Below are 25,299 nucleotides of genomic sequence, written 5' to 3'. Positions count from 1 at the left end.
AACGTTTTTTACGTTTAGGTGTGTATACATTATTTTCACTTGCTTGAAATTTATGATGATTGATAATAGGAATTTGCATCGTTTGCGCTATATCTTTTTTATGAGTTTCTTCTTCGAGTTTATTTTTTATTTCTTTTTTATCAATGGGTACTGTTTGGGTGGTATCACTTATACGCGTATGCTTTTCTTCATTTAATCTGCTTGTAACAAGCACACTACTCAAATCATTATACATTTCTTCTATCGTTTGATAACGATCTTTAGGATTTTTTTCAGTCGCCTTAAGTACCACATTACTTAAAGATTGTGGAATATTTGGATATTTTTCAGTAATATTAGGAACCGTTTCTTGAATATGTTTAATAGCAATACTTACAGCTGTCTCTCCACTAAAAGGTGGTTCACCAACTAACATTTCATACAACACTATACCAATTGAATAGATATCGGTTGTTTCATTCGTTTTATCTCCTTTAGCTTGTTCTGGAGATAAATATTGAACCGTTCCAAGCACATGATTGGTTTGAGTCATTGATGTCTCACTTAACGCTTTTGCGATGCCGAAATCAAAAATTTTTAAAATTTTATCTTTATTAATTAGCACATTTTGAGGTTTAATATCTCTATGTATAATACGTTGCTCATGCGCTTGTTTTACTCCATTTAAAATTTGCTTAATAAAATCAATAGCTGTTTCTATATTCAATGGACCATGACTATGTATATACTCAGATAGTGTCGGCCCATCAATATATTCCATAATAAGATAGAAATTATCATCATCTTCTTCAACATCATATACTTCCACGATATTTTCATGAACAATTTGTGTAGCACTATTTACCTCTCTGTAGAAACGTTTCATAGTTTCATCTTTTTCGCTTTGGGGAATAGAAATTGCTTTAATAGCCACTTTACGTTCAAGTATAGTGTCTTCAGCAAGATAAACCATACTCATTCCTCCGCCACCAAGTTTATCTAAGAGTTGATAGCGATCATTAATTAGCTTGCCATTCATACATTATTACCCTCAATTTCAGCTAATAGTACACTCACATTATCTTTAGATTGATGATCTAAGGCAGCTTGTATCAGTGCTTCTCCAAGTTCATTTAATGATGTAGACTGATTCATTAACGTTTCTATTTCGTGATTTCTTACATAATCTGACAGTCCATCAGAATTAAGTAATATATAATTATAGTAACTGATGCGTTTTGTAAAAATATCAGGACTTACTCGGCGATCGGTACCCATTACTTTAGTAATTATATTACGTTGAGGATGATTAAACGCTTCTTCTTCAGTAATTTGTCCTGTCATAAGCAAATGATTAACAAATGAATGATCATAGGTAATCTGTTCAATTTCTCTTGAATTAATCACGTATGCTCTAGAATCACCAATATTTGCTACTACAATTTTATTATCAAATATGAGGGCACATACACACGTTGTGCCCATACCACGATATTCTTCATTCGTTGTAGCATATTCAAATAATTCGAGATTAATATCTTTTAATGTTTGACTTAACCATGATTCAGCTCGGTCTAATTCAATAAAATTTTCTTTTTCAAAATAGTCTTGTAATTGATTAGTAACAAATTGACTTGCAACTTCACCTGCTTTATGACCACCCATTCCATCACACAACACTAACAATTGTTGATGTGTTTGGTTATAAAATATACCTCCCGCGTCTTCGTTCTTTTCTCGATGTTGTCCAGTATCTGTGAAAAACTGTGCGTTAAGCATGATGATTACCTCGTTTCTACTTGTCGTTCCTTAGCTCTTAATTGTCCACATGCTGCATCTATATCTGAACCTTGTTCTCTTCTAATTGTTGCATTGATGCCTAAACGTTTCAATTCTTTTTCAAATTTAAAAATATCATCTTTGGGTGTTTTAACATAATTACGTTCAGGAACATGATTGACTGGTATAAGATTCACATGACAGTTTAAATCTTTAATTAAATGTGCTAAATCTCTTGCATGTTCAAGTTGATCATTTACGCCTCCAAACAATCCATATTCAAATGTAATTCGACGATTCGTTTTTTCTTGATAATATTTAATTGCTTCCATTAATTTTCCAACATTATACGCTCTATTAATTGGCATTAATTTTGAACGAATTTCATCTTTAGCAGCATGTAAACTTACTGCAAAATTAATTTGAATTTGTTCATCAGCAAAGTCATAAATACGTGGGATAATTCCTGACGTTGATACTGTAATATGTCGCGCTCCAATGTTTAAACTATTATCATCATTGACTATTTTTAAAAAGTCCATCATTTCATCATAATTTTCGAAGGGTTCACCAATTCCCATAATAACAATTTGTGATACACGTTCATTAGTAGCATCAAGTGCTTTTTGAACTGTAAGTACTTGAGATACAATCTCGCCAGCCTCTAAGTTACGCTTTAAACCACCTAAAGTTGAAGCACAAAATGTACAACCAATTCGACAGCCAACTTGAGTCGTTACACATACAGAATTACCGTAATCGTGTCTCATTAATACCGTTTCAATAGTATAACCATCTTGTAATTCAAATAAAAACTTAATTGTTCCATCTTTACTTTCTTGTTTAACTACGGTAGTTAACGTTGTCATAACAAAGTTATCTTTTAACAATTGTCTTAAGTCTTTAGATAAATTAGTCATCTCATCAATAGTGTCTACACGCTTTTGATATAACCATTCAAAAATTTGTTTAGCTCTAAATTTTTGTTGTCCGTGCTCAACTAACCAATTTTGCATTTCATCATATCTTAACGAATATATTGATTGTTTTTCAAAATTTGGTAAAAATTTATTTTTTTTCTTTTTTTCAGCAGTTATCATCTTAACTTTCCTTTCTTTTTATTTTAGTAATGAAAAAGCCATCTGAATTAAAGTCTTGTGGCAAAATTTGTAGTGTTTTTACTTTTTCACCAGTAATAGGATGCGTTATTAATTCAAATTCAAAATCTTTATTTTCCTTTAAAAATGTATAAATTACATTTTCATTTTCCATTTGTTCAATTGTGCAGGTTGAATAAATAAGTGAACCGCCTGGTTTCAAGTTATGTTTAACATTATCTAATATACTTAATTGAATTTCTACAAGATTATTAATACTATCCTTAGATTGTACATATTTAATTTCAGGCTTATGTTTTAATACACCTAATCCACTACAAGGTGCATCTACTAAAATTTTGTCATATAGTTCTGAATATGGTTTTGTTGCATCATGGTCGAAAGTGGACACATTCTTTAATTTTAACTTTTTGATATTTTCTTTAATTAAACCAATTTTATGCTTATGAATATCTGTAGCATCTACATGGCCAGTGGATGCTAGTAATTCTGCCATATGACAAGCCTTACCGCCAGGAGCACTGCATGCATCTAGTATGGTATCGTCTTTTTGAACATCCATTAAATACCCTACTAACATTGAACTTTTATCTTGGATGGAAATAAGTCCATCTTTAAAAGCTCGAGATTCAATCACTGGTTTACCTGTAAGATGTAAACAATATGGAATGAGTTGATCGATATCCACATGATAGCCTTCTTGTAAAAGCGCCTTACTTATTGTTTCAACATCCGTACGACTTGTATTCACTCTTACTGTACTTGCAGATTGTACTAGAAATGATTTTGCAATCTTATGTGTCGTTTCTATTCCGTAATGTGTAATCCAATGCTCAATAATCCATCTTGGTATACTATACTCAATCGTCATGCGTTGCTTTTCATTCTTAATTGTTTCCAATGTCGGTAAGTCACTTTTAAATATATGACGAAGTATAGCATTAACAATGTTCCCATTATGCTGGCCACCACGACGTTTAGCAATATTAACTGCTTCATTTATAATTGCGTGATTAGGTATTTTATCTAGGAAGACATATTGATATAAACTCATCCATAATAATTGACGTACCCAACCTTTAATTCTAGTCTTAACAAAGGGTTTTAAATAAAAATCTAAAGTCATTTTACGCTTTATTGTTCCATAAACTAATTCTGTAAACAATGCTTTATCGACAGTTGCAATATTATATTGGTTAATGACTTCGTTAATTTTTAAATTGCTATAAGCATTATCGTTTAAAATATCTTGAATAGACTGAAATGCAAGGTCTCTTACTGATTGTGTCATACTAATTTAGTCCCCACTAATGAATCTTGTACACCACTTAAATATTGAGCAGCAAGCATTCGTTTTTTCCCAGATAATTGAATATCTGTTAATGCAATAGCATCCAAAGAACCAGTTCCTACAATAATTGCAGTCTTAGTGATTTCTATAATTTCACCTGGTTCTCCGTTTTTTCCTTTTTCAATATGAGATTGATATAGTTTTAAATTTTTATTATTCATAGTTGTATAAGCCACTGGCCATGGTGATAATCCGCGAATATGATTGTGTATCTCTTTAGCACTTTTAGTCCAATCGATACGTTCGTCTTCTCTGCTAATATTAGACGCAAACGTTGCTTTTGAATCATCTTGTGGAATACTTTCATTTGAACCATCTATAATAAAAGGTAATGTTTCTTTTAATAAATCTGCACCTAAAAAGCTTAATTTATCGTGCATTGATCCTACATTATCATCATCTTCAATGTCGATGGCCTTTTGAGAAATAATATTACCTGCATCTAACTTTTTCACCATATACATGATTGTAATACCCGTTTGTACTTCCCCATCTATAATGGCTTGGTGAATAGGTGCTCCACCGCGATATTTTGGTAATAATGAGGCATGTACATTTACAGCACCTAACTTAGGGAGCTTTAATAGACTTTCAGGTAATAATTGTCCAAATGCTGCCGTTACAATTAAATCAGGATTTAAATCCATAAGTTCATTTAACTCATTAGAATCTTTTAAATTTTCAGGTTGATATACTGGAATGTGGTATGTTTCTGCCACTTTCTTTACAGGAGGAGGCGTTAATACACGCTTACGTCCTACTGGTCTGTCTGGTTGAGTAACTACTGCGATGACTTCATGTTCAGCGATTAACATCTCTAGTACTTTTGTTGAAAAATCTGGTGTTCCCATAAAAATTATCTTACTCATTGTCAAAATATGCCTCCACTTCTTTTTCAGTCAATATTTTTATAGCACGTTCGGTAAATGGAATACCATCTAATTGATCAATGATGTGTAGTATCATCCTAGCTACATCATCATAAGCAGTTAATTCAATCTCGTGACCTTCTAAATCATTTGCTTCTACAGTTATCATTTTACTACGTTCTACCTCACCAAATACATTAGGAAGATTAACCGAACCTTCTAAGTCAATGATTTTCTCATTAGATTCTGTTTTGATTTTAGGATTGATTAATTGCAAAAGTCCTTCTGCTTCCATGTCAATCATAGCAACACGTTGACTTACACCAATTTGTGGCGCTGATAAAGCTGATGCTTCTTCAGAATATAAAGTGTCTTCAATATCTAATAATAAACGTTTTAAATTTTCATCAAAAGTTGTTATCTTTTTTGCTTTTTTAAATAAAACAGGATGAGTCGATGGAACTAATTTCTTTATTGCCACTTAGAACGCCTCCCGAAAAAAATTCATCATATTATTATAACGTAATTCAAATTAAAATGCGACCTTAGTCTTACCTTCACTCTTCTTAGATAACTTTAATTGCTTTTAATTTTTTTCATATCTAAAATAATCATGAAGACATTAATATATTAAATAGACTAAGGAGGTATAAAGAATGGAAGTCAATAAAGTGATTTACATTATCCTAGCTGTCTTTTTAGGTGGCTTTGGCGTACACAAATTTTATGCTGGTAAAATGATGTCTGGTCTTCTTCATTTATTATTTTGTTGGACAGGAATTCCTCATATTATTGCAATCATCAGTGCGATTCTGACATTACTAAGACCAGCAGATGAAAATGGAAACGTAACAATGTAACCTGTAAATACAAAAAGAGTTACACCACGCAGCTAAACGCAAATGGTGCAACTCTTTTTTTACATTAATATTTGAGGATTGATATCAATCTTTAATGATAATTTATTTTTAATATATGCTTCATGATAATAATCATCTAAGTACTGTAATGCATGAATTAATTCTGGCTCTCGCTTGTATTTAACCAATATTTGAAAACGATGTTCGTTATTAATTCTAGCAATTGCCGCTGGAGAAGGTCCAAGTACGAGTGCTCTTTCTGAAAGATGTTGCAGTAAAATTTGATGTACATGTTTAGCAGCTTCCATTACTTTTTTCATATTTTTATGCGCAATAGTAAAATTAATTAAATAATAATAAGGTGGATATTTACCTAATTTTCTAAATTGCATTTCTTTATGATAAAACGTTAAATAATCATTTTTTTGAACATCTTCTATTGCATAATGAGTTGGATTATATGTTTGAATAATCACTTTACCGGGTTTTTCATGACGACCAGCACGACCTGAAACTTGTGTAAGTAACTGATACGTTCTTTCACTCGCTCTAAAGTCGGGCAAATTTAACATTGTGTCGGCATTAAGCACACCAACTAATGTTATATTTGGATAATCTAAACCTTTTGCAATCATTTGTGTGCCTAATAAAATATCGCCTTTTCCATTTTCAAAATCAGTCAATAGCTTTTCATGTGCACCTTTTCTTGACGTCGTATCTACATCCATACGAATAATACGTGCCTCTTCAAATTCTTGTTGTAAAATTTCTTCTACCCTTTGTGTACCTGTTCCAACCTGTCTGATATGTGGGCTTTCACAATTAGGACACAGGTTAGGAGGCAAGTCTTGATAGCCGCAATAGTGGCATTTTAGTTGGTCTGTCGTCTTATGATAAGTTAACGAAATATCGCAATGTGGACATTGTGGGACATATCCACAATCTCGACATAACATAAACGAAGCATAACCCCGTCGATTTAAAAATAAAACGATTTGTTCATTTTTATTCAGTCTATCTTGAATCGCTTGTCTTAATTCTTCAGAGAACATGGAACGATTACCTGAACTTAGTTCTGCTCTCATATCAATGATATCTATTGAAGGTAAAGCTTGTTGATTCACTCTTTCAGGTAAAGTAAGTAATTGATATACATTTTTTTCTGCCCGTGCATAAGATTCAAGACTTGGTGTCGCACTTCCTAATATTAATGGGCATTGATGAAATTGACTTCTCCATTCTGCTATGTCTCTAGCATGATAACGTGGATAATCTTCTTGTTTATATGTTGATTCATGTTCTTCATCAATAATAATAATGCCTAAGTTTTTAAATGGTGCAAAGATACTTGATCTAGCACCTACACTTACACGTGCTCTGCCATCTCTAATTTTTTGCCATTCATCATATCGTTCACCATTTGACAAACCTGAATGTAAGACAGCTACATCATCACCAAAACGTCGCTTAAAGCGTAAAACCATTTGTGGTGTCAGCGCAATTTCTGGAACAAGCATCATGGCTTGTTTATCCTTTTTTAATACTTCTTCAATGGCTTGCAAGTAAACTTCAGTTTTTCCTGAACCTGTGACGCCGTGTAATAAAAATGTACGTTGTGCATTGTGATCTATTTTTTCTTTAATTTGTTGAAATGCATCATTTTGAGCAGAGGTTAACGTTCGTTTTTCTTCTTTTTCAAAGATACGATTTGCAAAAGGATCTCGTTCAATTTCTGCATCATATTTTTCTAGGAAACCTTTTTTAACTAGACCATCTATACTTGATTTAGAAAATCCCATATCTTCAAGTTCTTTTAAAAATACATTTCTATGATGTTCTTCTAAAAGATAAGCATACACATCATATTGTTTTAATTTCTTTTCTAGTAAAGCTAATATATCATCTGGATTGTATCCTTCAACAACTCGTACTGCACGCTGTGTTTTTCTTTTTGTATGTTGAGATAATATTGTTTCTTCTTCTATTAAGTGTTGTTCCAGTAAACGATTTAATAGATTTAAATGATTATTTTTTTGCGCATCTTTATACTTATAATATCCGTTGTTATCAAAGTATTTTAATATATCATCTTCAATATCATTGTGACGGACTATTTTAAATACTTTAGTATATTTTGCTTTAATCGCACTTGGAAGCATTGCTTCTAACACAGAAATACGTTTTGAAATATGATAATGACTCAACCATTCACTTAATTGAATAAGTTCAGGTGTTAATTCTGGTCGAATATCTCGAATTTCTTTAATTGCTTTCAATCTATCTATATTGACATCTTCACTTGGTTGTTGTTGTATATCCATAACATATCCTTGAATTGTGCGTGGACCAAACGGTACAACAACTCTTACACCCACTTTTATAAAATCTTTTAAATGGTCAGGTATGAGATAATCGAATTTAAAATCAACACTCTTAGAAGGAATATCTACAATGACCTTCGCAATCATTATTGCCACCTAGTTTCCAGTTCATCTAAAATTTGTTGTGCAAGTTGCACTTTCTTTCCTTTTTTTATATTAATACGTTGTCCATCTTTAAAGTGCATAGTGAGTTCATTATCATCAGATTGAAATCCAATGGTTTGATCTCCTACATTATTCGAAATAATGACATCAGCATTTTTACGTTTTAATTTATCTTGTGCATAAGCATTAATATTTTGGGTTTCAGCTGCAAATCCGACCAAGTATTGATGCGTTTTATGTTCACCTAAATATTTCAAAATGTCTTTTGTTCGTTTAAAAGTGACAGAAAGATTGCCATCTTGTTTCTTCATTTTATGATTCAATACATCGGCCGGCGTATAATCTGAGACGGCTGCTGCTTTAACAACAATATCTTGTTCTTCATATCGACTTATAACTGCATTAAACATTTCTTCTGCACTTTCTACATGAATGACTTCTACATTCTCTGGATTATCAAGTTGCGTTGGTCCTGCCACAAGCGTCACCTTTGCACCTCTTTTAGCTAAAGCTTCTGCAATTGCATACCCCATTTTTCCAGAGGAACGATTAGATACAAACCTTACTGGATCAATCACTTCAATTGTAGGGCCTGCAGTAACTAAAGCATGTTTCCCTTCAAAAGAAGTATGAGATCTATGTGATAGTTTATTCTTATTTTTAAAATAATCATTGATTATTTTGACAATTTGAAGAGGTTCCTCCATACGTCCCTTTGCAATGTACCCACATGCTAAAAAACCATCTCCAGGTTCAATGAAACGATATCCATCGTTTTTTAATACAGAAATATTATGTTGCGTACGTTTATTTTCATACATATGAACATTCATAGCTGGAGCAATAAATTTAGGGGTTTCTGTAGCAAGTAGCGTTGATGTGACGATATCATCAGCAATGCCTACACTTAATTTGGCAATAGTATTAGCAGTAGCAGGTGCAACAACGATGCAGTCTGCCCAATCACCTAATGCTACATGTTGAATTTCTTCAGGATTTTCTTCAATAAATGTATTGGTATATACAGGGTTTCTACTAATGGCTTGAAAGGCTAAAGGTGTAACAAATTCTTGTGCATGATTCGTGAGCATTACTCTTACATCATAATTCGCTTGAGTAAGTTTACTAGTTAAATCAATTGCTTTATAAGCAGCAATGCCTCCTGTAACAACTAATAGAATGTTCTTCATGATTCGACTCCTTTAGTTATATTTATAGTCTTCACTTTTAAATTTATTATACACAACTAAGATGAAAAACTAAAAACACGGGAGTAGAACAGATTTTTAATTCACTGTTCTACTCCCGCAAGATTAACTGATTCTAAAAACGCTTATATAAGTATATTTTCAATTGAATCAGAGATTGCAAAAATGTTTAAAAGTCTGAAACACATGATAACTTATATTTCAGAACAACATCTTAACTGATAACGAAATAATTTTATTTATGCTTGAAATTCTTCAGGTACAACAGGTGAAATTTTTCCGCTTGCGATTTCTTCTAGTGCTTCACCTACAGGTTTTGCTGAATGATAACCATTTAGTAATGCAGTTTCAGGCTTTTCGTCTAATTCACGTGCACGTTTAGCAGCTGTTGTTGCAATTAAATATTTTGAATTAATTTGTGATTGTAATTGATTTAACGGTGGGTTTAACATTATTTTTTTGCCTCCAATAACATTTTTCTATATATCGCTTCAACGCGTTCTCTTTTTAAGTGCTCGGCTTCTACAATTGATTGAATTCTTTCTTTAGCTAAATGAACTTCATCATTAACAACGACATAATCGTAAAGATTCATCATTTCTACTTCTTTACGTGCTTCATTTACTCTGCTTTGAATCTTTTCATCTGTTTCTGTACCGCGACCAATAAGACGTTCTTTCAAATGATCTAAGCTTGGCGGTGCAAGAAAGATAAATAATGCGTCAGGAAATTTTTTTCTTACTTGTTTCGCACCTTCAACTTCAATTTCTAAAAATACATCATGACCTTCAGCCATTGTATCTTTAACATATTGTACGGGTGTCCCATAGTAATTTCCTACATATTCGGCATATTCAATAAATTGATCTTCTTGAATTAATGCTTCAAATTCTTCTTTCGTTTTAAAAAAGTAATCTACACCGTTAACTTCTCCTTCTCGCATTTGACGCGTAGTCATCGAGATTGAGTATTTATATGATGTAGTTGGATCGTCAAATATCTCTTTACGAACAGTTCCTTTACCTACTCCTGAAGGACCTGAAAGAACAATTAGTAATCCTTTTTCATTATCCATGCCTTACGACCTCTCTAAGCTATTCTTCTATTATTTAAATATGATATCACATTGTTGTTTACATTGTATAGAGTGTACTAGGATAAACTTAACTCATGACGCTCTATTGTTACCATGTTACAATATAATGAATGACAAAACTGAAGGTGGAAAAAAATTATGGCTTATGATGGCTTATTCACAAAAAAGATAATAGAATCACTACAATTTTTAGTAACAGGTAGAATTCACAAAATTAATCAACCTGAAAATGACACGATCATTATGATTATTCGTCAAAATCGTAAAAACCATCATCTATTATTATCCATTCATCCCAACTTTTCAAGAATGCATCTCACCAATAAAAAGTACGACAACCCCTTTGACCCACCAATGTTTGCACGTGTCTTTCGTAAGCATTTAGAGGGAGGTATTGTTAAATCAATACGACAAATAGGTAATGATCGTAGAGTAGAAATTGACATTGAAAGTAAAGATGAAATTGGCGATACGATATATCGAACAGTGATATTGGAAATTATGGGTAAACATAGTAATTTAATACTAGTAGATGATCAATATAAAATTATAGAAGGCTTTAAACACTTGACGCCAAATACAAATCAGTATCGTACAGTGATGCCTGGTTTCAAATATGAAGCTCCTCCTACTCAAAACAAACGAAATCCATATGATATTTCAAGTGATGAGGTGCTCAAATTCGTTGACTTTAATGCCGGAAAAATTGCTAAACAATTACTCAATGCGTTTGAAGGCTTTAGTCCTCTAATTACAAATGAAATTACAAATCGTTACCCATTTATGAATCAAGATACGCTTCCTCAAGCTTTTGAAGAAGTCATTGACCAAACATTAAAAGTACCCGTGCCAGTATTTCATAAAAATCATGAAACAGGTAAAGAAGATTTCTATTTTATGAAATTAAAACAATTCTCGGATGATATTGTTATCTATGATTCTTTACATGATTTATTAGATCGTTATTATGATGCTAGAGGTGAGCGAGAGCGTGTAAAGCAACGTGCGAATGATTTAGTACGCTTCGTACAACAACAATTACAAAAATATCAACACAAGTTAAGTAAACTTATAGACGAATACGAAAGTGCTAAAGATAAAGATACACAACAATTATACGGTGAACTCATTACTGCTAATATTTATCGTATTCAACAAGGTGACGCGTCTATAAACGTTCTAAATTATTATACTAATGAAGAAATAACGATTCCATTAGACCCTACTAAATCACCATCTGTGAATGCTCAATACTACTATAAGCAATATAACCGAATGAAGACACGAGAAAAAGAACTCGATCTTCAAATTGCTCTTACACGTGAAAATATTGACTATTTTGCCAATATTGAACAGCAATTAGAACATATTACAGTTGATGAAATTGATGACATTCGTGATGAATTAGCAGAACTAGGATTTATGAAACAACGTAAAAATACTAAAAAGAAAAAACAAGATAAAATCCATTTACAAACATATATATCTTCAGATGGTGACACGATTTTAGTAGGTAAAAATAATAAGCAAAATGATTATTTAACAAATCGTAAAGCTCAAAAATCACATCTATGGTTCCACACTAAAGATATTCCAGGTTCGCATGTTGTCATTTTAAATGATGCACCGAGTGAGACTACGATAAAAGAGGCAGCAATGCTTGCGGGCTATTTCTCTAAAGCTGGAAATTCTGGTCAGATACCGGTAGACTATACAGAAATTAAAAATGTCCATAAACCTTCTGGCGCTAAACCAGGATTTGTCACATATGATAATCAAAAAACGTTATATGCAACACCTGATTATGACCAAATCCAGCATATGAAGCAGGATAAAAATTAAAAAAATAAAAATCCGTAGATGCTTTTTTCAAGTCATCTACGGATTTTATATATCATAGCGTCTATTTTTCTGGTAATGCAAGTTGGAAACTTACTCCAAATTTATCTTGCACCCATGCAAACTCACGAAATGGTGGCATAGGAGTTTTAGGCATAAGTATAGCGCCTTCTTTTTTTAGACCATTAAATAAACGTTCCATTTCCATAACATCTTCAACAGTGACATATAAAGAGATGGAAGGATTCATTGGTAATTCTTCACCATTATCGGCATCTATCGCCATGAAGACTTGACCATTTAATGTGAAAATAGAATGTTGAACTGTCCCAGGTTCTCCAGGACCGTCTTCTCCGTATTTTACCATTGTTAAAATCTCACTGTTTTTAAATAAGCTCGTATATAAATTGACTGCTTCTTCAGCCTGATTATTAAACATTAAAAATGGTGTCACTTTAGGTATTTCCATTGTAATCCTCCTATAATTTATAATTAATGTCTATTTTAAACTATTTTTAAAAATAATAAAAAGTTAGCTATTAAGAACTTTGAATTAAAAGTAGCTTTAATTTTGAAAACTTTCCATAAACAGTTAAAATTAAATAAAAGTATAATAGGAGGCACTTAATATGATGCATTATATTCTACCACTATTAGCAATGGTCATCGTTTTATTAATCGGATGGGTGTTAATTAAAATCTTTATACGTTAAGTTAATTATAGATTGATATAAAAAGATACATATAAACATGTTGATTCATTATTTATATGTATCTTTTTTCTATATTTAGATTTTATCTTTTTGACGTAAACGTGCTTTGGCTTTTTTAAAGAAGTCACTTGTATGCTCAAAAGATTCCATTTGTGCGTGATGCATATGTTTAATACTTTCTTTAATAGTTAATACATGTGCTGTTTGTTTAAATTCTTTTTCACTGTATAAAAATTGATTCACATGTTTTAAATGATTATAAAATGCATTATTATCTTTGTCTTTAGCCAACTTTATCACCCTTTAAGCGATACTTAGAGATTATCGCGCCAATCCACTAATGTTTGAATATCATTTTCTGAAATTTTGCCTTCTTCTTTAGCTACTTCAATAAGTTCATTATAATTACTTAGCGTATAGAATGGTAGATTCGCTTGTTTGAACATGTCGTCTGCTTTAGCTAGACCATAAGTAAAGATTGCAACTACACCTACGACTTCAGCCCCTGCTTCTTTTAAAGCTTCCACTGCAGTAATTGATGACCCCCCTGTTGAAATTAAATCTTCAACGACAACGACTTTTTTATTTTTACTTTGTGCGCCTTCAATTTGATTTTGTTTACCATGACTTTTACTTTTAGATCGTACATAGTTCATTGGTAAGTTTAGTTTTTCAGAAATATAAGCAGCATGTGGAATACCAGCAGTGGCTGTTCCTGAAATAACCTCTACATTACCAAAATGTTCTGTAATAAGTTCACTTAATCCATCACGAATGTCTTGACGTACTTTAGGGTAACCTAATGTAATACGATTATCACAATAGATAGGTGATTTTATGCCTGAACTCCATGTGAATAAGTCATTGGGTGATAAACTTACTGCTTCAATATCTAATAATGATTTTGCTATGTGTTTTGACATATTAACCTAACCAACTTTCCTTTATTTTTGTATAACTCTCTTGTGGATGCTCACTTTGAGTTATTGGACGACCCACTACAATGTGTGTTGAACCTAATTGTTTCGCGTCTTCTGGAGTTGTAATACGTTTTTGATCATTCACCGCTGCACCTTTAGGTCTGATACCAGGCGTCACTTTTAAAAATTCAGAACCCAGGGACTTTGTCAGTAATTTAGCTTCTAATGGCGAACATACTACGCCATCTAATCCTGACTCTTGCGCTAATTTTGCATAATTCAACACTGCTTCTTCAATAGACGTTTGGATATTTTGTTCTTGATGAAGCATTTCTTCAGTCGTTGATGTTAATTGAGTCACTGCTATTATTTTAGTAGTTTCATTATATTTACGTAACCCTTTTACAGCATGTTTCATCATTTCAGTTCCACCAGCAGCATGCACGTTAACTAAATCAACATTTAACTTACCTAAACCCTCCATAGCTTTTTGAACTGTATTAGGAATATCGTGTAACTTAAGGTCTAAAAATATATCATGTCCACGTTCTTTTATTTTCTTAATTAAAGCTGGTCCAGTTTGATAATATAATTCCATTCCTACTTTTACAAAAAGTGGTTCATCAAATTGATCTAAAAAATCAAGAACATGATTCTCAGAATCAAAATCTAAAGCTATAATTGGTAAATCTCTCATTCATTAAACTCCTTTAAATAACTCACTTTTATTTTAAAAAGAAGCGACTTGTGCTTAAACATAAAGCAAGTTAACACATAAGTCGCTTATAATTATGGCATTACATATTTCTCATTGAAAATGTCATACTTTCAATGACATTTGTTAATGCACTTGCAGTATCTAATGAAGTTAAACATGGCACTCCGTTTTCTACAGTAGTACGTCGAATTTGGAAGCCATCTCTTTCAACTTCTTTACCTTTTGTCATTGTGTTAATAACAATTTGTACATCCCCATTTTGAATACGTGTTAATAAATCATCTTCTCCACCGATTTTACCCACAACTTCAACAGGGATATTGTGCGCTTCTAATTTTTGTGCAGTACCTTGTGTAGCTAAGATTTTATAACCTACTTCATTTAAACGGTGAGCAATATCAACGATTTCTTCTTTATCTTTATCGCTTACTGTCATTAATACTGTACCATGATCTTTTACTTCTACCCCACTACCTGTTAAACCTTTATATAAAGCTTTTTCAAGTGTTAAATCTTTACCCATCACTTCACCGGTAGATTTCATTTCAGGTCCAAGTGTAATGTCAACATTTTTTAATTTATTAAAACTAAATACCGGTGCTTTAACAAACACACCCTCTGAATATGGTTGAATACCTTGTTGATAGCCTAAATCTTTAAGCTTTGTGCCCATTATCGCTTGCATGGCAAGTTGTGCCATTTGAATATCAGTAATTTTACTTAAGAAAGGCACTGTACGACTTGCACGTGGGTTAACTTCTAATACATACACACCATCATGTGCAATAACGAATTGAATATTGATGAGTCCTACAATGTTTAATCCTTTAGCTAATTTAATTGTATAATCTTCGAGTGTTTTTATTTCTTCATCGCTCAATGTTTGTGGTGGATACACTGCAATTGAATCACCGCTATGAACACCTGCACGTTCAATATGCTCCATAATACCAGGAATAATAACTGTTTCACCATCAGAAATTGCATCGACTTCTATTTCTTTACCTGTTAAATATCTATCCACTAATACTGGATGTTCTGGACTTGCTTTAACAGCTTGCTCCATATAATTTTCTAATTCTGCATCACTATTTACAATCTCCATGGCACGACCACCTAATACATAAGAAGGTCTTACAACTACTGGATAACCAATTTCACGTGCATTTTCTAATGCTTCTTTAGGAGAAGTTGCTGTTTTACCTTTAGGTTGTGGAACATCAATTTTTCTTAAAAGTGCTTCAAATTCTTTTCTATCTTCTGCACGATTTAAATCTTCTAGTGATGTTCCTAAGATTTTCACACCATGTTTAGCTAATTTATCAGCTAAATTGATTGCTGTTTGACCGCCAAATTGAACTACTACACCTTTAGGTTGCTCTAAATTAATAATATTCATTACATCTTCTTCAGTTAGCGGTTCAAAATATAATTTATCTGAAATTGAAAAGTCTGTTGATACTGTCTCTGGATTATTATTAACAATAATCGCTTCATATCCGGCATTTTGAATTGCCCAAACGGCATGTACTGTCGCATAATCAAACTCTACACCTTGTCCGATACGTATTGGTCCAGAACCTAATACTAAAATTTTCTCTTTATCTGTAACTACAGATTCATTTTCTGTTTCATATGTTCCGTAATAATATGGTGTAGATGATTCAAATTCTGCTGCACACGTATCTACCATTTTATATACAGGTTTAATATCATTATCTTGACGTAATTGATATACTTCTTCTTCTGTCATATCAAAGCGATGAGCAATCACTTTATCACTGAAACCATAATCTTTTGCATATTTAAGATATTCTAAGTCTCCTGGATGCGCTTTAAGTTCATGTTCAATATGAATAATATTAAGGAATTTATTTAAGAAGAAATAATCAATTTTAGTCATGTCATGAATTTCTTGTAATGATGTGCCACGTCGAATCGCTTCACCAATAAAGAATAAACGCTCATCATCTTGATGACTGATACGTTCTTTAATGTAATCTAAGTCATAATTTTCACCATTTGGTAAACCAAGATGATGAACACCATATTCTAATGAACGAATCGCTTTTAATAATGATTCTTCATATGTACGACCAATAGCCATCACTTCACCAGTAGCCTTCATTTGCGTTCCTAATTCACGTTCCCCTTTTTCGAATTTATCAAATGGAAAACGTGGAATTTTTGAAATGACATAATCAAGTGTTGGTTCAAAAGCAGCATAAGATGTTCCAGTTATAGGATTTAGCATCTCATCTAATGTTAAACCAACCGCAATTTTAGCCGCCAATTTAGCAATTGGATAGCCTGTTGCTTTTGATGCTAGTGCAGATGAACGAGACACACGTGGATTAACTTCAATGATGTAATAATTTAAGGAATATGGATCTAAAGCCAGCTGTACATTACAACCACCTTCAATACCTAAAGCACGAATCACTTTAAGCGATACATCACGTAACATTTGGTATTCAACATCTGATAGTGTCTGACTAGGAGCTACAACCACTGAATCTCCAGTATGGATACCTACTGGGTCAATATTTTCCATATTACATACTACAATGGCATTGTCATTTTTATCACGCATAACTTCATATTCAATTTCTTTATATCCTGCTATTGATTTTTCAATTAAACATTGAGTCGCTGGACTATAATGTAATCCATTACTTACAACTTCTTTTAATTCTTCATCATTATGACAGATACCACCACCAGTACCTCCCATTGTAAAGGCAGGGCGTACAATTAATGGATATCCCACTTGTTCTTTGAATGCAAATGCTTGTTCCACAGTATTTACTATATCACTTTCAGGTACTGGAACATCTAAATCATTCATCAATGATCGGAATAATTCTCTATCTTCTGCTTGTTGTATAGATTCTAATTTTGTACCTAATAACTCTACATTATTTGCTTTTAATACACCGCTATCATGTAATTGTATTGCCATATTCAAACCTGTTTGTCCACCTAATGTAGGTAATAATGCATCAGGTTGTTCTTTACGAATGATACGTGCAATAAAGTCATGAGTTAAAGGTTCAATATATACTTTATCTGCAATTTCTTTATCAGTCATAATGGTTGCAGGATTTGAGTTCACTAAAATAACACGGTATCCTTCTTCTTTTAAAGCAAGACACGCTTGTGTTCCAGCATAGTCAAATTCTGCAGCTTGTCCAATAATAATAGGACCTGAACCAATTACTAAAATCGTTTTAATATCGTCACGTTTAGGCATTCGTTTTACTCTCCTTTTTATTATCTTTAAAATCTCTCATCATATCTAAGAACTCATCAAATAAGTAATTTGAGTCACTTGGGCCTGGTCTTGCCTCTGGATGATATTGCACTGAAAAGGCTGGTAATGTTTTATGTCTTAATCCTTCAACCGTACCATCATTTAAAGCAATATGTGTCACTTCTAAATCTGTATTTTTTAAAGAATCTTTATCAATAGCATAACCGTGATTTTGACTTGTGATATCTACTTTACCTGTGCGTAAATCTTTTACAGGATGATTCGCACCACGATGTCCGAACTTCATCTTAAATGCTTTGGCGCCTTGAGATAATGCAAATAACTGATGACCAAGACAAATACCAAAGAATGGTATATTTCCTAAAACACCTTTAATCATATCTAAAGCAACATCAACTTCTTCTGGATCTCCAGGTCCATTTGAAAGCATGACACCATCTGGTGACATTGCTAATATTTCCTCTGCTGAAGTATCATAAGGTACTACAGTAACATTACATCCTCTTGAATTAAGCTCTCTAACAATATTTTGCTTTTTACCAAAGTCTAATAACACGACGCTTAAATCTGAGCCTGTTGATACATACGGTGTTTTTGTTGACACAGTAGTCACCTCATCACGAGGTAACTCTGCAGTTTTTAAGTTAGCTGCAAGCGATTCAATTTCCTCTTTATTGTCGGTAAATCCTGCTTTTAATACACCATATTTTCTAATTTTTCTAGTAATACTACGCGTATCTACCCCTGAAATACCAGGAATATGATATTGAACAAGCACTTCATGTAATGTTTTTTGTTTTCTAAAATTACTTGGATGCGTACTTGCTTCCTTAACTACTACCCCATTTAATGTAGGTGTAAGTGATTCAAAATCGTCTCTATTAATACCATAATTTCCAATTAAAGGATAAGTAAATGTAACAATTTGACCAGTATATGATGGATCAGAAATCGTTTCTTGATATCCAGTCATCGCTGTATTAAATACAATTTCACCGATTGATAATTGATCTGACCCTAATTTATATCCTTCATAATATGAACCATCTTCAAATACGAGATATCTACGTTCAAACATTTTACTTGTCCTCCTTAAATTTAACTTCACCCTCAACCATTGTTAAAACAGGGTTACCATATACTTTATATCCTATAAATGGTGTATTATCTGCTTTAGATAAGAAATCTTCACCACGAATTTCTCTTTCTTCATCTAAATTGATAATTGTTAAATCTGCATAGCTGCCTTCTTCTAATTTTCCATAAGGTAAATCAAATATTTGTGCTGGCTTAATTGTTAAGTAATCAACAAGTTGTTGTAATGACCAGTCTCCTTGTTTAACAAAATGAGTATATAATAATGGGAAGGCCGTTTCACTTCCTACAATACCAAATGGTGCTTTTGTCATTGGCTGAGCTTTTTCTTCTTTGGCATGAGGCGCGTGATCTGTAGCAATACAATCAATGGTACCATCTAGTAATCCTTCTAATAATGCATCTCTATCTTCTTTACTTCTTAATGGTGGATTCATTTTAAAAATGGCATTATCGCCTGGAACATCATCTTCAGTTAATAACAGATGATGTGGTGTCACTTCAGCTGTAACATGAATGCCTGCTGCTTTAGCATCACGAATTGCTCTTACACTTTCTTTTGTTGAAACGTGGCACACGTGATAGTGACAATTAGCTGCTTCTGCTAATAAAACGTCTCGTGCAATTTGTACAGATTCACAAATATTTGGAATGCCAGGAATACCTAATTCTTCACTACGTTTACCTTGATGCATTGCACCACCATAAATTAAGCTATTATCTTCACAATGAGCAACAACTGCTTTATTTAATTTTGCTGCTTGTTGCATCGCTTCATACATCATTGCTGATTCCTGAACACCCACACCATCATCTGTAAATGCAAATGCACCCTCTTTTGCAAGTGCTTCAAAATCAACATGCTCTTTACCAGCTTGACGAATGGTAATTGATGCATAAGGCAAGACACGGACTTGTGCATTTTCTTTAATTAATGATTGCAACTGATCCATGTGTTCTACTGTATCAGGTACAGGACGTGTATTAGGCATTGGACATACTGTTGTAAATCCTCCACGTGCAGCTGATTTTGTTCCAGTTTCAATTGTTTCCTTATGTTCCCCACCTGGTTCTCTTAAATGTACATGCACATCTACTAGACCTGGTGCTACAAATTGACCATTTGCATCAATGACTTCAGTACCTTCATCAATATTAATATTTTCATTCATTTCCTTGATATATTGTCCATCAATTAAAATTGACGTTGATTTAAGTTCACCATTGTCTAAAATTTTAGCATTTTTTATAAGTTTCATAATTATTCTCCTTTTCTTGATAAAAGTTTATCTATTACAGCCATTCTTAAATACATTCCATTTTCCATTTGTTTAAAGATTCTTGACTTAGGTGCTTCAACTAGTTCACTATCGATTTCTACGCCACGATTTACTGGAGCAGGATGCATCACTATCGCATCCTCTTTTAAACGACGATACCTTTCTTTAGTTAACCCATATTGTTCATGATAATGATCAGCTTTAAAGTTTGCTTCATCAGTAATACCATGTCTTTCATGTTGAACTCTTAAAAGCATAATAATATCAACTTTATTAATCACATCATCAATATTTACATAAGGAGCATCTAATGTTTCATCTACCCATTCATTTGGACTTGAGAACATCACCTTAGCACCAAGCGAAGTTAAACTTGTATAATTACTTCTCGCTACACGAGAATTTTTAATATCTCCACATATTAAAATATTTAATCCTTCAAATGTTTCATATTCTTCATAAATCGTCATTATATCCAATAAGCTTTGAGTAGGATGCTGACCACTACCATCTCCAGCATTTGCAATCGGAATATTTAAATTTTCTAGTTCTTCGTAATATGCATTTTGAGGATGTCTAATAACTAATAAATTGACGCCAATACTCTCTAACGTTTTACAAGTGTCATAAAGCGATTCCCCTTTTTGTACTGAAGAAGTACTTGTTTCAAAGTTAACTTGTTTCAATCCAAGATTAAGTTCAGCTACTTCAAAACTGCATTTTGTGCGTGTTGAATTTTCAAAGAATAAGTTAGATACATATTTCCCTTCATACTGAGGGACAGTTTCTTTTCCTGATTTAAAACGACTCGCTGTTTGAATAAGATTAAAAATATCATCGTTTGTTAAATATTCCATTGAAAATAAATGTTCCATGACGTGCCTCCTAAAAGATCCTCTTTTATTTAATGTCTGATTCTTCTTTTTCTTTTGGCAAAATAAGATTTAATATGATTCCTGATAATGCTGCTAAAGCCATGCCTTCAATTTGTAGGTTCACACCAAGACTTTTTAAATTGATAAGTAAATTTCCAATACCGACTACTAGTACTACTGACGCAATAACTAAATTACGATTACTAGCAAAATCAACACGACTTTCTACCAACATTCTAAGTCCACTTGCTGCAATAATACCGAATAATAAGATAGATACACCACCCATCACTGGTGTAGGAATTGATGAAATTAATGCTGAGAACTTACCTATAAATGATAAGATAATTGCAATCACTGCTGCACCACCAATGACATAAATACTATATATTTTTGTAATTGCGAGCACACCAATATTTTCACCATAAGTTGTACTAGGCGGTCCTCCAATAATACTAGCAAACATTGTTGAAACGCCATCACCTATAATTGAACGATGTAAACCAGGATTTTCAAAGAAATTACGTCCTACAATTTTATTAATCACCATTTGATGACCAATATGTTCACTGACTGTTACAAATACTATAGGCAACATGACTAAAATAAGTCCGATATGTATCGATGGAACATAATCTTTAAATGGTAAATATATATCTGGAAAATCTAGCCAACTGGCTTTAGCAATTGGTTTGAAATTAACAATGCCTACAAAAATTGACACAATATAACCTACAATAATTCCTATTAACACAGGAATAAGTGAAAGGAAACCTTTAAAAAATCCTTGAACAATAATAGTTACTAGTAAGGTTACTAATGCGACTAATAAATAGCTTAAATTGTAACCCTTCATATCTCCTGAATTCTCATACATTGCCATGTTTACTGCTGTTGGTGCGAGACTTAATCCAATGACCATAATAACTGGACCAACAACAACTGGTGGTAAAAGATGCATCAACCAACCGGTACCACTTAATTTTATGAAAATACCAATAATGATATACATTACGCCACTAGCAAATAATGCGACAAGCATATCTCCTAAACTGTGCGTACTTAACCCCGTAATAATTGGAGTAATAAATGCAAAGCTTGAACCTAAATAGGCAGGTATTTTTGCTTTAGTAATTAATATGTATAGTAATGTTCCTATACCCGATGCTAATAATGCAGCAGAAATAGGTAACCCTGTTAAAAATGGAACAAGGACAGTTGACCCAAACATTGCAAATAGATGTTGTAAGCTTAAAAACGCCCATTGTGCTGGTTTTGGTTTATCTTTTACATCTAGTACTGGTTTGACAGTACGTTCAAACATTTGCTCATTTTCCATGAAATGTTCTTCCTTTCTAAAAAAGTCTCTTTACACTATGGTAAAGAGACTAAAATAAATTAATGAAATATTATAAAAAGCTTCTTTAAGTTTTTTATAACATGACATAGGAAAAGTATTTAATTTAAGTGAGACATATCATCTATCCATTTAATAAATACATTACACGCTCACCATTACATACTTCACCTTTTTCAGTCTCTCGTACTGGTTTAAAAGGTTAGTTATTCAATTATTACTGCATTTCTATCATCTATTTCTTCAAGATAAACAGATACTGCTTCATCTTTTGCAGTAGGTATATTCTTTCCAACAAAGTCTGCTCTAATTGGCAGTTCACGATGGCCACGATCCACAAGGGCAGCGAGGCCAATCTTTATAGGTCGAGAATGTAATAAAATTGCATCTAAAGATGCTCTAACTGTTCGTCCAGTATAAAGTACATCATCAATAATAATCACTATCTTATCTGTAACATCTTGATCAATTTCAATGGCATCTTTAGTGATAGGCTTTTTCGAGTTTTCAATATCATCTCTAAAATGAGTAATGTCAATCGTACCTGTTGGAACTACATGATGTTCAATTTGTTTAATTTTTTCTTGAATACGACGTGCTAAAAATTCGCCTCTTGTCTTAACACCTAAAAGAACAAGTTGTTCAGTTCCTTTATTATATTCTAGAATTTCATGTGCTATACGTGTAACAGTACGTTGTATAGCCGCTTTGTCCATAATAATACGTTCTGACATGATTACACCTCTTAAAAGAAAAAACCTCATGCCTTTTATAAAGACATGAGGTTTAATGTATATAAAAATATTTTATATGATTAGTCTGATAGTAATCGAACAATTGAAGTTAATCATATTTATATCATTAGTCACCCTGTCTTTTGAGCCTCTCTGGACTCTTTTTAAAAGACACTGTTTTGTTTAATTTTAACTGTTATTAGCTTAAATCTTTTTAGTTCATAAGTCAATATGCTTTCTTTTAATTTACGACTTTATTCTCTAATTTTATGATTCTCTTAATCGAATATCTTCTAATAGCGATTGAAACGCTTGAGGTAACTCAGCATGACGTTCAATATATTCATGAGTGACAGGATGTTTAAAACCAATAACTCCAGCATGTAACGCTTGTCCACCAATATCTAATGTTTTTCTAGGACCATATTTAGGATCTCCAACAAGTGGGAACCCAATATATTTCATATGAACACGAATTTGATGAGTACGCCCTGTTTCTAATTGACATTCAATCAATGTATAGTCATTAAAATGCTCTAATACATTAAAATGAGTCACTGCTTCTTTTCCATCATCAACAACATCCATAGATTGACGGTCTTTTTTGTTTCTGCCTATTGGAGCATCAATTGTTCCATAATCATGAGGAATATTACCATGTACTAAAGCTGTATACTTACGCTTTACTGTTTTATCCATAAGTTGTTCTACTAGACCACGATGTGCTACATCATTTTTAGCTACCATAAGTAACCCAGACGTATCTTTATCAATACGATGAACAATACCAGGACGTATCTCTCCATTGATACCTGATAAATCTTTAATTTGATACATTAATCCATTAACTAATGTACCTGTATAATGACCTGGTGAAGGGTGTACAACCATACCTTTAGGTTTATAAACAATGGCTACATCTTTATCTTCATAATAAATATCTAAATTGAGGTTCTCCGGTAAAATATCGGCTTCAACCACTTCTTTTTCAGTTACTTGAATCTCATCATTTAATTTAACTTTATAATTTGATTTGATTATTTTACCATTAACAGTGACTAAATCATTTTTAATCCAATCTTGAAGTTGACTTCTAGACCACTCACTATTGAAATCAGATAATAATTTATCAATACGCTGACCTACGAGTGCTTCATCTTCTATTTTATATTTATACGTTTCCACTACGTGCCCTCCTATTCTTTTTTGGTTGCATCCTTAACCAATGCAATAATGACAAAAATAACACCAATTGTTAAGCTTGAATCTGCGATATTAAAAATTGGAAAATCATATCCAAAAATATTTGTATCAATGAAATCAACAACTTCACCATTGAATAAACGATCGATAAAGTTACCTAATGCACCTGCAAATAATAAGCTAATTGCAACTTGCATAAACGCATTATATTTAGTTTCTTTAATATAAAATATAATAAGTACAGCTAAAATAATAAGAGTAATAATATAGAAAAATCCCATTTTACCACTTAAAATCCCCCATGCTGCACCATTATTTCTATGTGAGGTAATATTTAAAAAATGAGGAATCACTTCATAAGAATCACCAATGTTCATTGTTGCTGTAATTATTTTTTTAGTTAATTGGTCTATAATTAAAATCACGATGGCTACTATTAAAGATAAACCAATATAATATTTCTTTTTCATTCATGTGCCTCCATTCAGCCCTCAACTCTTTGACAACACTCTACATTATAGCCTACTACTTAGCATAAAAAAAGC

24 protein-coding genes are annotated in these 25,299 nt (G+C 32.6%); 2 read left to right on the top strand and 22 right to left on the bottom strand.

Features of this window, described 5'->3' with window-relative positions:
• The 6 genes from CD034_RS11375 to CD034_RS04160 form a co-directional block, all read right to left on the bottom strand.
• The coding region (locus tag CD034_RS11375; protein ID WP_373364496.1) for a protein kinase domain-containing protein at positions 1-1,018 on the bottom strand (1,018 nt) is incomplete at its 3' end.
• Positions 1,015-1,758, bottom strand: coding sequence for a Stp1/IreP family PP2C-type Ser/Thr phosphatase (locus tag CD034_RS04180; protein ID WP_002448792.1), 744 nt, complete (start codon positions 1,756-1,758; stop codon positions 1,015-1,017). The genes CD034_RS04180 and CD034_RS11375, both read right to left, overlap by 4 nt.
• Positions 1,759-1,763: 5 nt before the next feature.
• Positions 1,764-2,858 (bottom strand): dual-specificity RNA methyltransferase RlmN, encoded by a 1,095-nt coding sequence (gene rlmN / locus CD034_RS04175; RefSeq protein WP_002448746.1) that lies wholly within the window; start codon positions 2,856-2,858, stop codon positions 1,764-1,766.
• A gap of 1 nt (position 2,859) precedes the next feature.
• Positions 2,860-4,167 carry a 16S rRNA (cytosine(967)-C(5))-methyltransferase RsmB gene (gene rsmB, locus CD034_RS04170; protein WP_077700426.1) on the bottom strand — a complete coding sequence of 436 codons (1,308 nt, stop codon included), beginning with the start codon at positions 4,165-4,167 and terminating at the stop codon, positions 2,860-2,862.
• Positions 4,164-5,096 (bottom strand): methionyl-tRNA formyltransferase, encoded by a 933-nt coding sequence (gene fmt, locus CD034_RS04165; protein ID WP_077700545.1) that lies wholly within the window; start codon positions 5,094-5,096, stop codon positions 4,164-4,166. Before fmt ends, rsmB begins: the two co-directional genes overlap by 4 nt.
• Complete coding sequence (locus CD034_RS04160) at positions 5,089-5,577, bottom strand: peptide deformylase (RefSeq protein WP_002448820.1); 489 nt, start codon at positions 5,575-5,577, stop codon at positions 5,089-5,091. Before CD034_RS04160 ends, fmt begins: the two co-directional genes overlap by 8 nt.
• A gap of 175 nt (positions 5,578-5,752) precedes the next feature.
• On the opposite strand from CD034_RS04160, the gene CD034_RS04155 reads away from it, so the two are divergent.
• The gene (locus CD034_RS04155; RefSeq protein WP_002448731.1) at positions 5,753-5,956 is read left to right on the top strand and encodes a TM2 domain-containing protein; all 204 of its coding nucleotides are present in this window, start codon (positions 5,753-5,755) and stop codon (positions 5,954-5,956) included.
• Between the two features lie 59 nt (positions 5,957-6,015).
• Here CD034_RS04155 and priA read toward each other — a convergent pair whose 3' ends face one another.
• From priA to gmk, 4 genes are all read right to left on the bottom strand, one after another.
• Positions 6,016-8,424 carry a primosomal protein N' gene (priA, locus tag CD034_RS04150; RefSeq protein WP_077700425.1) on the bottom strand — a complete coding sequence of 803 codons (2,409 nt, stop codon included), beginning with the start codon at positions 8,422-8,424 and terminating at the stop codon, positions 6,016-6,018.
• Entirely contained in the window at positions 8,424-9,632 is a 1,209-nt protein-coding gene (gene coaBC, locus CD034_RS04145; protein WP_077700424.1) for a bifunctional phosphopantothenoylcysteine decarboxylase/phosphopantothenate--cysteine ligase CoaBC, read from the bottom strand. The genes priA and coaBC overlap by 1 nt, the downstream gene beginning before the upstream one ends.
• A gap of 257 nt (positions 9,633-9,889) precedes the next feature.
• The gene (rpoZ, locus tag CD034_RS04140; protein WP_002448867.1) at positions 9,890-10,102 is read right to left on the bottom strand and encodes a DNA-directed RNA polymerase subunit omega; all 213 of its coding nucleotides are present in this window, start codon (positions 10,100-10,102) and stop codon (positions 9,890-9,892) included.
• A complete protein-coding gene (gmk, locus tag CD034_RS04135; RefSeq protein ID WP_002448723.1) occupies positions 10,102-10,725 on the bottom strand; it encodes a guanylate kinase in 624 nt (207 codons plus the stop codon). Before gmk ends, rpoZ begins: the two co-directional genes overlap by 1 nt.
• A gap of 159 nt (positions 10,726-10,884) precedes the next feature.
• Between gmk and CD034_RS04130 the strand changes: the two genes are divergently transcribed.
• The gene (locus tag CD034_RS04130; RefSeq protein WP_002488677.1) at positions 10,885-12,588 is read left to right on the top strand and encodes an Rqc2 family fibronectin-binding protein; all 1,704 of its coding nucleotides are present in this window, start codon (positions 10,885-10,887) and stop codon (positions 12,586-12,588) included.
• Positions 12,589-12,649: 61 nt separating this feature from the next.
• On the opposite strand, the gene CD034_RS04125 is transcribed toward CD034_RS04130, so the two are convergent.
• The 12 genes from CD034_RS04125 to lspA form a co-directional block, all read right to left on the bottom strand.
• Positions 12,650-13,054 (bottom strand): VOC family protein, encoded by a 405-nt coding sequence (locus tag CD034_RS04125; RefSeq protein ID WP_002448810.1) that lies wholly within the window; start codon positions 13,052-13,054, stop codon positions 12,650-12,652.
• 319 nt (positions 13,055-13,373) lie between these two features.
• Complete coding sequence (locus CD034_RS04120; protein WP_002455445.1) at positions 13,374-13,598, bottom strand: hypothetical protein; 225 nt, start codon at positions 13,596-13,598, stop codon at positions 13,374-13,376.
• 14 nt (positions 13,599-13,612) lie between these two features.
• Positions 13,613-14,221, bottom strand: coding sequence for an orotate phosphoribosyltransferase (gene pyrE, locus CD034_RS04115; RefSeq protein WP_002448722.1), 609 nt, complete (start codon positions 14,219-14,221; stop codon positions 13,613-13,615).
• Position 14,222: 1 nt separating this feature from the next.
• Positions 14,223-14,915, bottom strand: coding sequence for an orotidine-5'-phosphate decarboxylase (gene pyrF / locus CD034_RS04110; RefSeq protein WP_002448794.1), 693 nt, complete (start codon positions 14,913-14,915; stop codon positions 14,223-14,225).
• 100 nt (positions 14,916-15,015) lie between these two features.
• Entirely contained in the window at positions 15,016-18,189 is a 3,174-nt protein-coding gene (carB, locus tag CD034_RS04105; protein ID WP_002488664.1) for a carbamoyl-phosphate synthase large subunit, read from the bottom strand.
• A complete protein-coding gene (locus tag CD034_RS04100; RefSeq protein WP_002455448.1) occupies positions 18,182-19,288 on the bottom strand; it encodes a carbamoyl phosphate synthase small subunit in 1,107 nt (368 codons plus the stop codon). The genes carB and CD034_RS04100 overlap by 8 nt, the downstream gene beginning before the upstream one ends.
• A gap of 1 nt (position 19,289) precedes the next feature.
• On the bottom strand, positions 19,290-20,564 hold the full coding sequence (gene pyrC, locus CD034_RS04095; RefSeq protein ID WP_103288159.1) for a dihydroorotase: 1,275 nt from the start codon (positions 20,562-20,564) through the stop codon (positions 19,290-19,292).
• Between the two features lie 2 nt (positions 20,565-20,566).
• Positions 20,567-21,460 (bottom strand): aspartate carbamoyltransferase catalytic subunit, encoded by an 894-nt coding sequence (locus CD034_RS04090; RefSeq protein WP_002455450.1) that lies wholly within the window; start codon positions 21,458-21,460, stop codon positions 20,567-20,569.
• A 25-nt stretch (positions 21,461-21,485) separates the two neighbouring features.
• Positions 21,486-22,799: a uracil-xanthine permease family protein gene (locus CD034_RS04085; RefSeq protein WP_002448743.1), complete on the bottom strand. Its 1,314-nt coding sequence runs from the start codon at positions 22,797-22,799 to the stop codon at positions 21,486-21,488.
• A 224-nt stretch (positions 22,800-23,023) separates the two neighbouring features.
• Positions 23,024-23,551 carry a bifunctional pyr operon transcriptional regulator/uracil phosphoribosyltransferase PyrR gene (gene pyrR / locus CD034_RS04080; RefSeq protein ID WP_002448721.1) on the bottom strand — a complete coding sequence of 176 codons (528 nt, stop codon included), beginning with the start codon at positions 23,549-23,551 and terminating at the stop codon, positions 23,024-23,026.
• 267 nt (positions 23,552-23,818) lie between these two features.
• Entirely contained in the window at positions 23,819-24,736 is a 918-nt protein-coding gene (locus tag CD034_RS04075; RefSeq protein ID WP_002448828.1) for an RluA family pseudouridine synthase, read from the bottom strand.
• A gap of 11 nt (positions 24,737-24,747) precedes the next feature.
• The gene (gene lspA / locus CD034_RS04070; RefSeq protein WP_002448847.1) at positions 24,748-25,224 is read right to left on the bottom strand and encodes a signal peptidase II; all 477 of its coding nucleotides are present in this window, start codon (positions 25,222-25,224) and stop codon (positions 24,748-24,750) included.
• Between the last annotated feature and the right edge of the window lie 75 nt (positions 25,225-25,299).

Origin of the sequence: Staphylococcus hominis subsp. hominis (genome assembly GCF_002901845.1) — a bacterium.
In the GTDB taxonomy this organism is placed as follows: domain Bacteria; phylum Bacillota; class Bacilli; order Staphylococcales; family Staphylococcaceae; genus Staphylococcus; species Staphylococcus hominis.
Note: the sequence above shows the minus strand (reverse complement) of the source record. Positions and strands in the feature narration are given on the sequence as shown.

What these genes read in the sequence shown, in the direction of transcription:
- pyrC (WP_103288159.1), bottom strand. Translation starts at nt 20,564, where the DNA reads ATGAAACTTATAAAAAATGCTAAAATTTTAGACAATGGTGAACTTAAA.
- CD034_RS04130 (WP_002488677.1), top strand. Translation starts at nt 10,885, where the DNA reads ATGGCTTATGATGGCTTATTCACAAAAAAGATAATAGAATCACTACAA.
- carB (WP_002488664.1), bottom strand. Translation starts at nt 18,189, where the DNA reads ATGCCTAAACGTGACGATATTAAAACGATTTTAGTAATTGGTTCAGGT.
- CD034_RS04085 (WP_002448743.1), bottom strand. Translation starts at nt 22,799, where the DNA reads ATGGAAAATGAGCAAATGTTTGAACGTACTGTCAAACCAGTACTAGAT.
- CD034_RS04180 (WP_002448792.1), bottom strand. Translation starts at nt 1,758, where the DNA reads ATGCTTAACGCACAGTTTTTCACAGATACTGGACAACATCGAGAAAAG.
- CD034_RS04090 (WP_002455450.1), bottom strand. Translation starts at nt 21,460, where the DNA reads ATGGAACATTTATTTTCAATGGAATATTTAACAAACGATGATATTTTT.
- rsmB (WP_077700426.1), bottom strand. Translation starts at nt 4,167, where the DNA reads ATGACACAATCAGTAAGAGACCTTGCATTTCAGTCTATTCAAGATATT.
- lspA (WP_002448847.1), bottom strand. Translation starts at nt 25,224, where the DNA reads ATGAAAAAGAAATATTATATTGGTTTATCTTTAATAGTAGCCATCGTG.
- pyrF (WP_002448794.1), bottom strand. Translation starts at nt 14,915, where the DNA reads ATGAGAGATTTACCAATTATAGCTTTAGATTTTGATTCTGAGAATCAT.
- rlmN (WP_002448746.1), bottom strand. Translation starts at nt 2,858, where the DNA reads ATGATAACTGCTGAAAAAAAGAAAAAAAATAAATTTTTACCAAATTTT.
- gmk (WP_002448723.1), bottom strand. Translation starts at nt 10,725, where the DNA reads ATGGATAATGAAAAAGGATTACTAATTGTTCTTTCAGGTCCTTCAGGA.
- fmt (WP_077700545.1), bottom strand. Translation starts at nt 5,096, where the DNA reads ATGAGTAAGATAATTTTTATGGGAACACCAGATTTTTCAACAAAAGTA.
- coaBC (WP_077700424.1), bottom strand. Translation starts at nt 9,632, where the DNA reads ATGAAGAACATTCTATTAGTTGTTACAGGAGGCATTGCTGCTTATAAA.
- rpoZ (WP_002448867.1), bottom strand. Translation starts at nt 10,102, where the DNA reads ATGTTAAACCCACCGTTAAATCAATTACAATCACAAATTAATTCAAAA.
- pyrR (WP_002448721.1), bottom strand. Translation starts at nt 23,551, where the DNA reads ATGTCAGAACGTATTATTATGGACAAAGCGGCTATACAACGTACTGTT.
- pyrE (WP_002448722.1), bottom strand. Translation starts at nt 14,221, where the DNA reads ATGTCAAAACACATAGCAAAATCATTATTAGATATTGAAGCAGTAAGT.
- CD034_RS04155 (WP_002448731.1), top strand. Translation starts at nt 5,753, where the DNA reads ATGGAAGTCAATAAAGTGATTTACATTATCCTAGCTGTCTTTTTAGGT.
- CD034_RS04125 (WP_002448810.1), bottom strand. Translation starts at nt 13,054, where the DNA reads ATGGAAATACCTAAAGTGACACCATTTTTAATGTTTAATAATCAGGCT.
- priA (WP_077700425.1), bottom strand. Translation starts at nt 8,424, where the DNA reads ATGATTGCGAAGGTCATTGTAGATATTCCTTCTAAGAGTGTTGATTTT.
- CD034_RS04100 (WP_002455448.1), bottom strand. Translation starts at nt 19,288, where the DNA reads ATGTTTGAACGTAGATATCTCGTATTTGAAGATGGTTCATATTATGAA.